This is a genomic window from Nitrosospira multiformis, from assembly GCF_900111585.1.
In the GTDB taxonomy this organism is placed as follows: Bacteria; Pseudomonadota; Gammaproteobacteria; order Burkholderiales; family Nitrosomonadaceae; genus Nitrosospira; species Nitrosospira multiformis_B.
In genome coordinates this window covers 21,067-35,847 of the sequence record NZ_FOHI01000004.1, presented here as the reverse complement: position 1 = coordinate 35,847, position 14,781 = coordinate 21,067, and the positions used below count along the sequence as shown (strand labels likewise).

The window sequence follows — 14,781 nt, the reverse complement described above, 5'->3', positions numbered from 1 at the left end:
AATAGCGAAAACATCGGCCCTTTTCTTCCCTGCTTGTCCGTATAAACCGCGCGGGATGCGGAAAGGAAAACCGGCCTCCGGCGACTGGATTGGTTCAGTTCACCGTCGACTCCTTCAGAATGCGGATAACAGCCTTGTTCCATTTCCCATGAGCCAGAGATGAGGCGAAGCTGTTGTATAATTTCGGATGGTAGAATCCGGAAGACTAGCCATACAGGTTTTGCAGTCTGCCAGTGACATGACTCAGTCGCTTCTTCAAGTCCTGTACTAAATATTGATAACAACATTTCAAGGAGAATGATTATGCGCAAATTCCAAGCCCTTGCAGCTTCACTTGCTTTCACCTGCTCCATTCCGCTGGCACTTGCCGCCGAAGGAACCGTTGCAATTTCTTCACCTACGGAAGGCGCCAAATTCAGCCCGAAGACGGACATCGAGCTGGTCTATGACATCTCGCTGGGAGACAAGGGCGACCACACCCATCTCTATATCGATGAAAAGGAAATCTTGACGCTGCGTAATCTGAAAGGAAGCCAGTCTCTGGGAACGCTTGCAGCGGGAAAACACGAAATATGCGTCAAGGTGGTAAACAAAGCGCATACCCCCATTGGTCCACAAAAGTGCGTCAACGTCAACGTAGAAGCGTAGGTGTTTGAAAATCTCAACTACGCCCTGGTGCAGCTGGCGCATAATTTCGGCGCCGCTGCCGTAGTGGGTTTTCCGGTCCTTGCGTTATACGTCTTAGGGCAGACAACCTCTGCGCACCGCAAGTTTGCATGGATAGTCGGGTTGAGTTGGGCGGTGCAAGCGCTGAGCGGCGCGGGATTCGGTGCAGTGAGTTACTACTATTACCAGGTATTCCCCGATCTGCACGGCGTCGCCTTTGCGGCATTGCTGATCAAGATTCTCTGCGCCGTGGGCGGAATCTTCATCGCGGCGAAGTATATACGCGAATCCACCACATGGACGTCCAAACAGCGCCGTAATGCCTGGAGACTGCTCAGCCTGCTAGGTGTAACGGCGCTGACTGCTGCGGCATTCCTGCGCTGGTACGCGTGAAACCCATGAAACTCATGGGATCAGAGTGATTGGTCTAATGCTTGGTCAGCTCTCTTTCTATCGATCAATCGGCTCTGACCGCCTGGATTCGCTCGTAAAACTCCGCTGCGAGATCGGTGAGAAGCGAACGGTACACTCTGTTCATGTATTCCACTGCTTCTGTGTTTGCGGATTCCCATGACCCGGACCATTCCACGAAGGTCGTGTCATCGGTCGTCACCGGAAGCAGATGCAAGTTGCCCACATAATTGTAAATCTCTCCTGATGAAACCGGGGAAGGCCCTTCGTCCATGGAATACATCATCCGACGCTCGATCTCGCTGTAAGCGATCAACGTATCGAGGAATTCTCCGTTTAACAGCCGCTTTGCCCCCACCGAATATCCACCGCCCTCGCCCACTTTTTCGCACGACTTGATCAGCGAAGGTGCCCAGGAGAAGTCGTGGAAGTTTCGTATTCTGGACCAGACCTGCTCGATTGGAGCATCGACGACAATGGAGTTGTATACTTTTGGCATGATTATCCTCCTCTTGTTTTTTCGCCCGGATCTGGCGGGTTTGTCATCCGCTTTTCGGGCAGATTTCACTCGGCTGAGCACCGGTCGTTTTTAAGCTAACATATACCACATCATATCCACGGAACAATGTCCTGAGCAGAGACATCGGTGCTGGGCTCCGCTTTTCTTCGTCATACTGCTGCCGCAGTGTTGCTCCTCCTATGCAGCGGCTGCATCCATACCGTGCCATTCCGGGATGCAACCGGAAATGTCATTCCCGGCAGTATCGCCAGCATGGAAACGATTACCATCGGCGGCATTCCTCAAAGTATCTGGTTTCGCGGGATATCCACCTCCAATCCTCCCCTGATTCTCCTGCATGGCGGGCCGGGCGCCAGCGAGTCGGCGCTCTTTCGCCATTATAATTCCCTGCTCGAACAGCATTTCACCGTGGTGTATTGGGAACAGCGAGGAACGGGTCGATCATTCCATTTCGATATACCTCTTGAATCGATGTCCATTGTACAGTTCGTGCGCGATCTGGATGAAGTCGTGGAATACGTAAGGCATCGGTTCCACAAGAAAAAAGTCGTATTGGTAGGTCACTCGTGGGGCACCGTACCGGGGATAATCCATGCTTCGCAGCATCCTGAAAAAGTCTCCGCTTATGTGGGAATTGCCCAAGTGGCCGATGTGCCGGAAGGTCGCCGTTTATCCTACGGTTTTGCCCTGTCCGAAGCGAAAAATAGGGGAAATGCCAAGGCTGTTTCGGAACTGGAAGCCATTGGCCCGCCACCCTACGCCTCTGTCGATGAAAGGTTGACAACTGCCAGATGGGTGGAACGGTTCGGCGGCATATTCCATACCCATCTGTCGACAGGTAAGCTGATATGGACAGCACTCAATACCGATGAGGCGAACCTGATTGACCTTATCAGGTTTGGTCAGGGCAATCGCTTTTCTCTCGTGCAGCTGGAGAATGAAATCTCCCGCCTCAATCTGAGCGACCGCTACCGCTCATTCAAGATACCCATGTTCTTCCTGCTTGGGCGTTATGACAAGCATGTTCCTGCGACCCTGGCAGAGCGATATTTCGAAACTATCGAGACGCCCTGCAAGCGGCTGGTGTGGTTTGAGAACTCTGCGCATAATCCGCCCTTCGAGGAATCGGCAAGATTCAACCGAATATTGATAGAAGAAGTGTTGCCAGTGGTTAATTCAGTCGATTGCAAATCCTCGCAACATTCCTCCTGTTTAATGAATGATGCAATCGAGTCTCCCTGTATTTCCCCGTATTTTTCTTGTAGTTTTCGGAATGAGGGCTATATTTAACAGCAGAAGCTCTGCGCCGAAACGTTTTCACCACACTTCGTTTAAAAGTCGTGAAAAAATGTTTGAATCTTGAAGTGGATATCGGTTTAACATTTGCTCTCTCCCATCTCTTAACCCTTAACCTGATGCCTGCCGCTAAATATGAGAGGAAACCGAATGAAAACGCTCTCGACCGCTTTCTTTTTAGCTCTCGTGCTCGGCATAACTCAAATTGCTTATGCGCAGCAGACAAAGTGGCGGACATTCAGTGAAGAGGCAATATCACTTTACAAGAAGGGTGAGTATGACAAAGCGGTAGCCGCCGTCAAGAAATCGCTCGCGGTTGCGGAAAAAGAATATGGCCCTGACCATCCCGATACTGCGACGAGCCTGAACAATCTTGCGGAACTGTACCGCGACCACAAAAAGTTTGCCCAGGCGGAGCCGCTTTATAAGCGTGCTGCGGCAATTCGGGAAAAGCACTTTGGACCAAACCATTCCCTGTTTGCAAGGACCTTGAATGGGCAGGCTGAACTCTACCGCGCCCAGAACCGTTTCGGGGACGCCGAGCCGCTTTACAAGCGGTCGCTGGCCATCAGGGAAAAATCCCATCGCCCTGATCATCCGGATATAGCCCAGACACTGAACAATCTCGCGGAACTGTATTGCGTTCAGGAGCAGTACGCTTCGGCCAAAACGCTTTACGAACGCTTGCTTCCGATACGGGAAAAAGCGCTCGGTTCCGACCATCCTGGTCTGGCAGCGGGTCTGCACAATCTCGCCTTGATTCACCAGAACGAAGGCAGATACGCACAGGCGGAACCGCTCTACAAGCGCGTGCTGGCTATCCGGGAGAAGGCATTGGGCCTGAATAATCCCGGCGTGGCGCAGGATTTGAGCATTCTTGCGGAACTTTATCGCACGCAAGGCCGCTATGCATTGGCGCAACCCCTTTATGAACGTTCACTGGCAATCTTTGAAAAAGCTGCCGGAAAGCATCATCTTGATGTTGCCACCATCCTGAACAACCTCGCGTTCATCCACCACAAGCAGGGGCAATATGCACAGGCGGAACCGCTTTATAAGCGAGCCCTGGCAATCTGCGAAAAATCTCTCGGCACGGATCACCCTACCGCGCGGATAACCCGGGATAATCTTGCTGGACTTCGTGTCGCCATGGATCGGCTCAATCCGAATGACGAACCGGAGCGGCAGGTAGCGCGGTTCCAGTGGTTCAGCAACATAATGGGTCGGCCGTAAGAACCAATAGGGTCAGGCACGATTCATCAAAATGGTTCTGTCCAATTCTTTTTAAGTCTGACCTTATTGTTCTGATAGAAAAATCTATTTACCTCTATTGATTTCCTAGGGGAAGAGTATTCCAACTCTTAGGAATTCTATTCAACTAGAAGGGAATATTGTCATCATCATCAAAATAATGGAGTGGCGCTCCAGCAATTACCCAGTCGGCCATCCATTTATCCATTCGACTAAGGCTTTCACTCTTAACAAGAGGAGCCAACCATTTTTCCCGCTCGTCGCGGGAAAGAACTTTAGCTGCAAGAAGAATAGACCGTCTGTCCCAAGAAGCGTAATGCAGCATTTGGCTTTTCCGATCTTTAATCCAAGCTTGGTTCTTCAATGTTATGGCTGCACATGCTTGCGGCCTAAGCCGTTTACTAGAAAAAACGAATGCACGAATTTTAGTAATTTTTAGCAATTCTATATGGCGAGAGAAATACCACTCCAGCCATAATCGAACCGCACGCATGTTGGCTGCTGGATGATCACACAGTTCAGCAAGCTGAGTTGCATGAGCAGAAATGAAATCTTTATCTGAAATTGAGTCCAGATATAAGGCGATATCATTAACTGCAGGTGCAAAAAACTCTATGTTACTTATAAGATTAGGCACAATATCTTTAATCCCATGTGCCTTTGCTCGACGTATGATTGCTCGAATAACCCCGAGATCTAGAGTATCAAATTTTGTAATACGTGCTAGCGCATCTGAAAGGATTTCGCCAGCATTATCGATAAGGGCTAACCCAACGTTTACCTCCATCGTATAAGGGTTAACAACTTCAATCTCTCCAAGAATCTCCAGTTTTTCCAACTGGTACTGGTTGTTGAGTTCTTGCCTAATAAAGTCTTCTGACTTGCTTATGTGGGTTTTTTCAGAAGAAAGAGAAAGTCTTTGATTCTCGTGAAGATAAATGCAGAAATCCTGTAACAACTCTCTTAGCTGTTGATGAGAGCTCCCAAAAATCCGAAAATCATCTACATATCGAACATGCTCAAAACCACGGCCGAAAATAAATTGATCTGCGTCGATTAGCGTTGCCTCAGCCATGATAATGCTGGCTGCCGGGCCAACAGGAATTCCCTGAGATGCTTTGGTATTGAGTGTAGTAAGAAAGTATTCAATTCGTTTTGAAATTCCATTCGGATTATCAATTGCCGATTGAATTGCGTTTTGTAATCTATGGAGATAAATTTTGTTATAAAAATCTGAAATATCTGCTGACAGTACAAATGGAAAAACTTTTGAAAGATTTTCACATCGCTCACGATATACATGGAATCCTGAGCCTTCAGTAAAAAAACTCCTATCACTTTCAGAAATACGGTATGAACATGCTACTTCTGGACTTGCTCGAGCTCCCTCCACATGCGAAGCTATCGTCTTTGCAAGTGCTGCATAGACAATAGAGTCTAATGGCTCAGGTCGGTGTACGATTCTGAAACCGCTTCTGGGTTTCGGCCATGGCTCAACAAGAGGTGTCGCGGAAAGAATACGATCCAGATCTGATTCGAGAATATAATTTTTGACTTCATCCCACGAAAACCTAATCGCAACAAACTCCTCGGCACGAGGAAAAAAATCTGTGTCGTAATAGTCAGAAATATGGTTTATTGCGAAATCTAAGGCATCCGGACTAATTAGGGTTTTCAGTGGTTGGGACATATTATTATTTCAATACAGGTAGTGTTTGAGAGATTTTCTCTCGTTTATTCCTACAGGTGCAGGCGGACTTCTAACCAATTGAAGCTCACTTCATATTGAAATAAGACCAGCAAAACTGCGAATTCTGGCTCAACCCTAAGTTTCGCAAACGCTGCAGCCATCGCTGTATCAGGTCCGGCTTCCTGTTTCTGCTGGGGCTTGGCTGAGCGGTCCTTCCTATCCCTTGGCTGCTCACGCTTGCCGATTCCTCGCGCTTCCTATGTTTGTGGGGCTGGCGTATCCGCCAACCTCATCATAAGGGCAATCCGCTTGCGCCTTTCATCGACTTCCAGCACCTTGACCTTGACCACCTGCCCCACCTTGACGACCGTGTGCGGGTCTTTCACGAATTTGTCAGCGAGCGCGAAGATGTGCGCCAGTCCATCCTGATGCACTCCGATATCGACGAACGCGCCGAAGGCAGCCACGTTAGTGACCACGCCTTCCAGCAATATTCCTGGCTGCAGATCGGAAATCTCGTTCACGCCTTCCTTGAATGCGGCAGTGATGAATTCCGGCGGGGATCACGCCCCGGCTTTTCCAGTTCCCTCACGATCTCGGTTACGGTCGGCACGCCGAATCGATCATCCGCATACCTTGCTGGATTGAGTGACTCAATAATTTGTTGTTGCCGACGAATCCTTCCACGGGGATGGGGTTTTTGTTTCTGAAAGGAGATTGTTGTTTTCCCCTCCATGTCGAAAGACTTTTCAGGTGATCGAATGAAGAAAGAAGTTCATTTCCCAAGCTACTGAAAACAGAGCCTTTTAAAAATAGGCATGATTTTTGCTCCTCATATAGAGCTGTGAGGCATATCAAGCAGCTTATTTATATTCATAATGAACATACAAGAGGAAGCAAAAAATGCCAACAAAAAAAACCATGATCCATGTAACGACAGGGGTTTTTTTCACTGCCATGAGCCTGACCTCTTCCGTCAGCGTTGCGGCTCTTATCAGCGCTTCCATTGGGGGAGTTCCCATCGGCAATGCGGTTTATGAAAATTTCAACAGCCTCTCCTCTTCAGGGGGTCTTTCCAGTAAGGGTATTTACGTTACGTTCAATGGAATAGATTCGGGTACGGCAGCCCTTCCAGATGTGTCTGGAAAATACGCCGCTCCTTACGTGGTCAGTGCCAGCGATCATCTGTTTAATGATATTCCTCAGGAAGACGGACCAGATCTTACACAATATCTGGTCACCGGTATCGGTTCGGTTACTCTCGACCTAAACGCATATCATCAATACTTTGGCCTTCTGTGGGGATCAGTAGATAGCTACAACACCTTGTCTTTCTACGACGGCAATACGCTCCTTTTCAACTTCACTGGCCTTGATGTCACCCATCTGCCAAATGGCGATCGAGGAGCAAATGGCACTTTTTATGTAAACATTACTTCGGATATCAAGTTTAACAAGGTGATAGCCTCAAGCCCGCACTATTCATTTGAATTCGATAACGTGGCGTTGGCTGCCATCGGAACTTCAAGCCAGGAGATTCAGGAGATTCCCGAACCAGGTACACTGGCTCTTCTCGGGTTTGGTCTTTTGGCGGGTTCCATTACGCGTTGCAAGAAATGGGGCTAATCCCCTCTTCGTGCGAAAACCCTCTTCTGCCTCCCCTTCCCACTCCCACTCCAGCTACACGCGGGAGGAGATTGAGCTGCTTGCTGCCTTTCGGACAAGGTGTTTTCCTTGTCGGGGGGGGCAGATTCAGTAGAGGTTGTTCCAGCGACAAAGTCCATGCCCCGACTTAACTGGTCATTGTCACTTGATGCTTGACCGGCCAGCGCGGCTGGTGCGTTTGAAACCCCTGAGAGCCCTTGAGACGCTTGGGAACGAGTGAGACGTAATGCGCTAGCCCTTGCTCTCGGCTCTCGGTAGTGTAAACACACTTGTGATTGTCTCTAATACCTTCCTGCTGCAACAGAATGAACTCTCTGAAAACGTAATGGACACGAGCACCTCACATTGAAATAAGACATCAAAACCTTATTTAACCCTTTAGCCTCCCGAATGCCGCAGCCATCGCGGTCTCAGGCTTAGAATCCTGTTTCTGCCGGGGCTGGACTGAGCGGTCTTTCCTATCCCTTGGCTGCTCACGCTTGCCGGTTCCTCGCGCCTCCTGTGTTTGTGGTGCTGGCGTATCTGTCAGTCTCATGGTCAGCGCAATGCGCTTGCGCTTTTCATCGACTTCCAGCACCTTGACCTTGACCACCTGCCCCACCTTGACGACCGTGTGCGGGTCTCTCACGAATTTGTCAGCGAGCGCGGAGATGTGCACCAGTCCATCCTGATGCACTCCGATATCGACGAACGCGCCGAAGGCGGCTACGTTAGTGACCACGCCTTCCAGCAGCATTCCCGGCTGCAGATCGGAAATCTCGTTCACACCTTCCTTGAATGCGGCAGTGATGAATTCCGGCCGGGGATCACGCCCCGGCTTTTCCAGTTCCCTCACGATGTCGGTCACGGTCGGCACGCCGAATCGATCATCCGCATACCTCGCTGGATTGAGCGACTTCAATAATTTGTTATTGCCGATGATCGACCTGATTTCCTGCTTCAAGTCGGAAAGGATTCTTTGCACGACGGGATACGACTCGGGATGCACTGCCGAGGCATCAAGCGGGTTCTCGCCATGCATCACACGCAGAAAGCCTGCCGCCTGCTCGAAGGTTTTCTCACCCAGGCGCGGCACCTGGTGTAAAGCTTCACGCGAGGTGAACATTCCGTTTGCCTCACGATAGACAACGATGCTTTGCGCGACAGCCGCGTTAAGCCCCGAAACGCGTTCGAGCAGTGGCGCGGAGGCCGTGTTGACGTCCACGCCTACCGCGTTCACACAGTCTTCGACCACGGCATCGAGCGAACGCGCGAGCTGGGTTTGCCCGACATCATGCTGATATTGACCTACGCCAATCGATTTCGGATCGACTTTGACCAGTTCCGCCAGCGGGTCCTGCAAGCGTCGCGCAATGGAAACCGCTCCTCTCAGCGACACATCCATATCGGGGAACTCCCTGGATGCCAGATCGGAGGCGGAATAAACCGAAGCCCCCGCTTCCGAAACCACGATAGAGGTGAGCTTGAGATCGGGACGACGCTTGATCAGGTCTTTTGCCAGCTTGTCTGTCTCGCGCGAAGCGGTGCCATTGCCTATCGCTATCAGCGACACCCGATATTTTTCCGCAAGCGCGCCAAGAACATGAAGCGACCCATCCCAATCATTCCTTGGCTGATGTGGATAAATGGCGGCCGCTTCCATGACCCGTCCTGTCGCATCCACTACTGCGACCTTCACCCCGGTGCGCAAGCCGGGGTCGAGACCTATTGTCACACGAGGCCCGGCGGGAGCAGCCATGAGCAGGGCTTTCAGGTTGCGCGCAAAGACCTGGATTGCTTCGGTTTCGGCGCGCGTGCGCAACGTGCCCATAAGATCGATTTCCAGATGCGGAAAGCTCTTTACCCGCCAGGTCCAGCGCACCGAGTCCATCAGCCATGCATCGGCAGGCCGCCCTTTGTCCGCAATGCCGAACCGGACAGCAATGCGCACCTCGCACGGATTGTGCGGGGCATCCCACTTCGGTTTCTCCGCCTCCGAATCCAGACGCAGGGCAACACGTAAAATTTCTTCACGTCGCCCCCGGAAAAGCGCCAGCGCCCGGTGTGAAGGAACAGAACTGAGCGGTTCGGAATAATCGAAATAATCGGAATATTTCGCGCCCTCCTCTTCCTTGCCGCCATTCTTGTCGCTCGCGACTTTCGACTCCACCACCCCATGGTCCAGCAGATACTCGCGCAGCCACTGAAGCAACTCGGCATCTTCCGCGAAACGTTCCATCAGTATCTGGCGTGCTCCCTCGAGCGCAGCTTTCACATCCGGTACCCCAGGATTATCCCCCTGCTCGGTGGTGAAGGCCGGCTTCAAGTACTTGATGGCCTCTTCCTCGGGTTGCAGCATCGGGTCGGCAAGCAGCGCATCTGCCAGTGGCTCCAGCCCCGCTTCCAGCGCGATCTGAGCCTTGGTGCGCCGCTTTTTCTTGAAGGGGAGATACAGATCTTCCAGTCGTGTCTTATCCTCGGCCTGCAGGATGGAAGCAAGCAGCGCAGGCGTCATTTTCCCCTGCTCTTCTATCGATGTGATGATCGCGGCACGCCTGTCTTCCAGTTCACGTAGATAACGCAACCGTTCTTCCAGCAGGCGCAACTGTGTATCGTCCAGCCCACCAGTCACCTCCTTGCGGTAACGTGCAATAAAGGGCACGGTGGCACCTTCATCGAGCAAGGCAATGGCCGCGTTAACCTGTGCAGGCTTCGCACCGAGTTCAAAGGAAAGACGTTGTTCAATGGATGGCAGCATGATGGCGCAGAGTGGAAAGATAAGCTGAGCCAGAGGAATCTGCAGTTAATGGCAGTAACATCTGGCGGCGAAGTTATCGGAATTCTTGAGGTTTTTACACAAGCTGGCTGAAAAGTGAAGCAAAGTCAGCCTTTTAGGATTCTTGGGAGATCTTATGATAGCAGGCGCTTTTGCTTCATAAATTAGGGTGTATTGTGTTATCGAAGCTCGGTTTGTACGAGTTTTTACTTATCTAAGGGAAAGTAATGCAGGGTATGACATGATTCCAGTAAGCATTCCGTGAGAGAACGTAGTCTAACAGAAAATGGTGGTCTCCTGTCTCCTTGACGGGACGGATGAGATCACTCCGAAGGGGCGGAAGAAAGCTGATTAATCAAATAAACCATCGATATTTGTTCACCCTCACCGCTTGGCCGTTTTCGAGCGCATGAAATGCTGATCCATTGCCTGCGATACGATAGCAGTCTTGGTGGCGATATTAAGCCGGAAGAATTGCTTCAACCGCCTGAGAAACCGTAACGCGACGCGTCTTTCAGGCGGTTGCGGCTTGAGCGCAACGGCAACATCCGGCGAAAAATTCCGGAGGGCTCGACTACTCTCGGCATTTGGTACATTCGTGATTTCGTGAAGCGGCACGTTCGCCAGATGGAACGCGTGGAGAATTGTGACGACCCCGGTTGCACCTGGGCTCACTGAAGCCAGGTTCTTCCCACCATCTGCGTTTGCGAAAGTAATGGCAAGCCATATCTTGCGTTCCATGCTGGTCAACGCGGCAATTTGCACTTCTGCAAGTGCTTCCGCATCCGGGTCGCCTGTTCCGCCAGCATCGCTGAAAAATTCGTCCGCCACCGCGCGGACAAGCATGACTTGAGCAAGGCCGACACGAGCGAAATAAAAGCTCATCAGCCGCTCCTGCACGATTTCGGCAGCGGAGCTTTTGACTCTCGAGCGCTTCATCTCCTTGACCCACTGTTCCGGGACAAGCTCGGCATCCAGATACGCCTGCCGGTTGCTGAACAAATTGTCGAGGCCGCCTTCTGTGAAGGAATCGATGATGTGCCCTGCCCGCGCTGGCCGAGCCAGTCCACCGGACTCACGCAGGGCAATTGCAAGGCCAAGGGTTCGGTCTACCAGTCGTGATCCTGGCAGCGCCAGCATTTCGTCCAGTTCATCGAGCCACGGCGGCAGTTCTTTTGACGCCGCCATCGCGCTGCTTACCGCTTCGCGCATTGGCTTGAAATGGCCGAAAGCATTTGTGCGAGTGTATGTTGATAACTTCTTTATCGTGAGCTTCCCTGCGAACTCCGGGCTGGAGGTTTTATGGTCCTCGAAAATCGCAGGCAGGTTTACGGTCTCTTTGCCTATGGTGGTCACTTCATCAATAAATTTCCGCTCATCGGACGGCAATGTCGAAAACAACAGGACAATACCTTTCGATTCATCAGAAACGGACTGGACTATATCGGGAGCAGCCATCAGGAATTTGCGCCGCCTTTTGCATGAGCCTGCGATGCGAGAATTGGTCCAATATATGGAACTGTCGACTTCGGCATGCTTTTGTCCGTTGATCGAATGCCTGTCGCGCCTGCCCCTTTTTCGCCCGTATATCCGCGTTCAAGGTGCGGGTTCCGCAGGGACCCAGTTCCCCTCCTCGTTCGGCTCCCACGCAGGCAGCCCAGGCGTGGTGCGCAGCGTGTGCAGGGTTGTTGGCAAACGCACTTCAAAGGAATCGATCAGTTCGCCGCGATCGCCTACACCGAGCATCGCCTTGAGTTCTTCCACGATGCTCAAATAGTCTTCACCAATTACGCCGGAAGGATGCGATTGCGGTACCTCGCCGGTCTCGAAGAACGCCAGCGCGAACTCCTCGAAGCCGGGCCGCACGGGGATCTGGATACGGGCAAAACCTGCGCGGAGAAATGCCGCAAACAGGGGATCGATATCGCTGGAAAGGAGCCGATAATTCCAGGTACTCTTCCGCGCCCAGAAATAGGGCTGAAAGACATACACCATGTTCTCCCATTCAAACCAGCGGGAAAATGCGGCGACATAATTGCCTTCGGCAAAGGCTTCGTCGAAATCGATTCGGGGTCGCTGCGCAGCGCTTTCAAGAACAGCGCTGAAGAGATCGTAGTGTTGTGCTGTCAGAATCGAAATTGCGCTTCTTTGCAACTCGCTGCGAATAATTGTCTGGTTATCAAGGGGATGGCGTCCTTCCTGCTCTTCCCTGCGCTCGAGGGCCAGCGCGGCAAGGCGCTCTTGATATTCCGTCTTGAGCGCAAGATAGGCCTGAAGAATGAGCGCATGGGTTTTCAGACGCCACGCTTCCATCATACCCGGCATTTGCAAGCAGTTAATCTCGATTGCGACGGTATAAGCGAGAACATTATTGACGAGTACCGTGACAGGAATATTCTGAGGGTTATCTCCTGTCTCGCCATCGAGTAAGCGGGATTCGCTCTCGAAACCAAACTCCTCCCTGCCAACGGTAATGTAAACCTCTGCCACCGGACCGAACCCTCCTGGCGTGCCTGAGACCGGCTCCGGGGGAACAGCGATGACATTGGAAGAGGCGTGGGCAATGACAGCACGGTAACCCTTGGGAATGTCCACATCCTTTGCCTCGGCCATGGGCGGAGGCAGAGTACCCTCCTCAAGAGCCTGCGCCTTACCCTCCAGGGCGATGGAAATGGTCGTGATAAGGTCGGGGACCGGTTCGACACCCGCAACATTGTATTTTTTCACGAACTCGCCATAGTTCTCGGGTGTGATGTCGCTCGGTGCAGCGGTAAAGGGCTCAGGCGGCGCGAACCCGTCTGGAAGCTCGCTTTTCCGTGCGACTGACCACAGGTAGTTCGCGGCAGGTTCAGGCGCCATCACCTCAATCATCAAACGCTCTCCCACTTCGCGCACCTCATATTCCATCACCTTGGTAAGCCATTGGAATATCGCGGAGACATCCGACGTACCGGCAGTATTGTCGAAACCGTGACTGAATTTTTCCTCAAATTCCTCCAATGTCGTGCGAGTGCGCTTTTCCCGAACCTTCTCGGTTACCTTGGTCGCAGTTTTATTCGTCACTTCCCGGGCGTAAGTCGAGGCTGATTTACGCGATTCCTCTGTTGCAAATTCGGACTCGAATCCTGTCGTCAGTTCAGCTTTGATCGGGCCATAGCTCCCGGAAATCGTCGCCCCGACATTGAACCTCTCCGATTCCTCAATGGTGAGGCCCACCTCCTGCTGCATCTCATTCCGTTCGGTTGTCTGTTCGTCGCGCTCTTGCTCAGTGCTGCGCTCGATCTCGGTTTCGAAAGATTCTTCCGTACGGGTCAATCTGCGTGTTTCCCGCGACTGCTTCTCCGATCGCAGAATAGTTTGCACGTCCGAAATCTGGTCGAGTTCATAGCGTTTGATCTGCTCGAAAACAACAATGAGGGGCATGATCCCAATGGGTCGGATAACACCCACGCTGGTCGGAACCTTGGGGCCCTCCGGTAGCGCAATATCGCCCGCAGGGAGCAGATTTTGATCGAGCATCGGCACAGTCGCAGTACCAATCATCACCAAAGAGGGTGCGCTCCGCTGTTCCTGTGTCTCCCGCAGCGATTGACTCAGCGCTGCACTCGCCCGCCCGATCTGGTCCAGTGCGGCCGATACGGTCACATTTGAAAGATTAACGTTTACGCTTCGCAATGCCTCCCGTATGTCTACCGGTAACCGCGCGATAGCATTGGAACGCACGCGTGCTTCCCGCCCACTCGTTACCGCGAAGTCATCCATGCCGGTTGAAAGAATTGCAACACGAGCGCGATCCAACGCGGCAATACGGCTTGATAGCTGACCAGCGTCCCCGCTACCGCCGCCTCCACCCGGAGTGGGGCCAGCCGCAGGGGTCGGCGCCGGCACAGGCTGTGGCATCCGAGGCATGGGAAACAAGGCCCGGGGAAGTACAATGGTACGGCGCAGAAGTGTAGCGACTGTCTCGTCATCGAGCGTCTGATCATTTTCCGAGAGGCGTTGGACAAGGTCGATCATGCGGACTAGTCCGGCAAATATGGGCGAAAGGCGCGGGAACCGGTCCGGGAGAACGCGCAAGGCAAGCACAGTATCGAATGCGCGATCTTTAAGATTCACAAAACCGGCATCTTCAACCAATTGATTTGCGACTGTGCCAGTTGCTTCTTCGACGGCGCTTGCAAGTGTCGCACCAGAGATTGACCCGAGATTCTGAAAGCGGTCGCGAAGGTCGAGGAGAGCCGAGCCGAACTGAATACTTGCTGCATCCTGAGAGAACTCGTTACCCTCGAAAAACTGCTCAGTTGCTGCTCGCATACTCGCACGCGGGTCTGGATGATCAAGTGCTGCGAAAAGACCACGACGTAACAGGGTCAGGTTACCGGGAAATACAATGCTTCCCCGGCGGGAGGCCGGACGCGGTGGGCGGATGACCCCAAATCTGAACAGTTCTTTCATATCACTTCCCCACCATGTTTGGATCACGCCATGCACAACACAGCGATTGGAACGAATTGAATTAAAGTAGCG

At 52.1% G+C, this 14,781-nt stretch carries 10 protein-coding genes and 1 pseudogene; 5 read left to right on the top strand and 6 right to left on the bottom strand.

The annotated features are described in order from the left end of the window. The first annotated feature begins 303 nt into the window (after positions 1-303). Positions 304-648, top strand: a complete 345-nt coding sequence (locus BMW46_RS07485; RefSeq protein ID WP_074706773.1) for a hypothetical protein — start codon at positions 304-306, stop codon at positions 646-648. Beyond that, complete coding sequence (locus BMW46_RS07480; RefSeq protein ID WP_074706771.1) at positions 649-1,059, top strand: hypothetical protein; 411 nt, start codon at positions 649-651, stop codon at positions 1,057-1,059. It begins immediately after the preceding gene. Between the two features lie 64 nt (positions 1,060-1,123). Here BMW46_RS07480 and BMW46_RS07475 read toward each other — a convergent pair whose 3' ends face one another. Next, a complete protein-coding gene (locus tag BMW46_RS07475; RefSeq protein WP_074706768.1) occupies positions 1,124-1,576 on the bottom strand; it encodes an SRPBCC family protein in 453 nt (150 codons plus the stop codon). Between the two features lie 147 nt (positions 1,577-1,723). Between BMW46_RS07475 and BMW46_RS07470 the strand changes: the two genes are divergently transcribed. Both BMW46_RS07470 and BMW46_RS07465 read left to right on the top strand, forming a co-directional pair. Next, a complete protein-coding gene (locus BMW46_RS07470) occupies positions 1,724-2,887 on the top strand; it encodes an alpha/beta fold hydrolase (RefSeq protein ID WP_074706766.1) in 1,164 nt (387 codons plus the stop codon). 156 nt (positions 2,888-3,043) lie between these two features. Continuing rightward, positions 3,044-4,126: a tetratricopeptide repeat protein gene (locus BMW46_RS07465; RefSeq protein ID WP_074706763.1), complete on the top strand. Its 1,083-nt coding sequence runs from the start codon at positions 3,044-3,046 to the stop codon at positions 4,124-4,126. Between the two features lie 145 nt (positions 4,127-4,271). Here BMW46_RS07465 and BMW46_RS07460 read toward each other — a convergent pair whose 3' ends face one another. Beyond that, on the bottom strand, positions 4,272-5,834 hold the full coding sequence (locus BMW46_RS07460) for an RNA-directed DNA polymerase (RefSeq protein ID WP_074706760.1): 1,563 nt from the start codon (positions 5,832-5,834) through the stop codon (positions 4,272-4,274). Between the two features lie 278 nt (positions 5,835-6,112). After that, positions 6,113-6,468: pseudogene (locus BMW46_RS15950) on the bottom strand (S1 RNA-binding domain-containing protein); the annotation flags it as partial. A 269-nt stretch (positions 6,469-6,737) separates the two neighbouring features. Between BMW46_RS15950 and BMW46_RS07445 the strand changes: the two are divergent. Then, a complete protein-coding gene (locus BMW46_RS07445) occupies positions 6,738-7,460 on the top strand; it encodes an Npun_F0296 family exosortase-dependent surface protein (protein WP_074706754.1) in 723 nt (240 codons plus the stop codon). A gap of 409 nt (positions 7,461-7,869) precedes the next feature. Here BMW46_RS07445 and BMW46_RS07440 read toward each other — a convergent pair whose 3' ends face one another. From BMW46_RS07440 to BMW46_RS07430, 3 genes are all read right to left on the bottom strand, one after another. Beyond that, complete coding sequence (locus BMW46_RS07440) at positions 7,870-10,236, bottom strand: Tex family protein (RefSeq protein WP_074706751.1); 2,367 nt, start codon at positions 10,234-10,236, stop codon at positions 7,870-7,872. Positions 10,237-10,638: 402 nt separating this feature from the next. Further along, positions 10,639-11,712, bottom strand: coding sequence for a hypothetical protein (locus BMW46_RS07435; RefSeq protein ID WP_074706748.1), 1,074 nt, complete (start codon positions 11,710-11,712; stop codon positions 10,639-10,641). 138 nt (positions 11,713-11,850) lie between these two features. Continuing rightward, positions 11,851-14,709: a hypothetical protein gene (locus BMW46_RS07430; protein ID WP_074706746.1), complete on the bottom strand. Its 2,859-nt coding sequence runs from the start codon at positions 14,707-14,709 to the stop codon at positions 11,851-11,853. Positions 14,710-14,781: the final 72 nt, after the last annotated feature.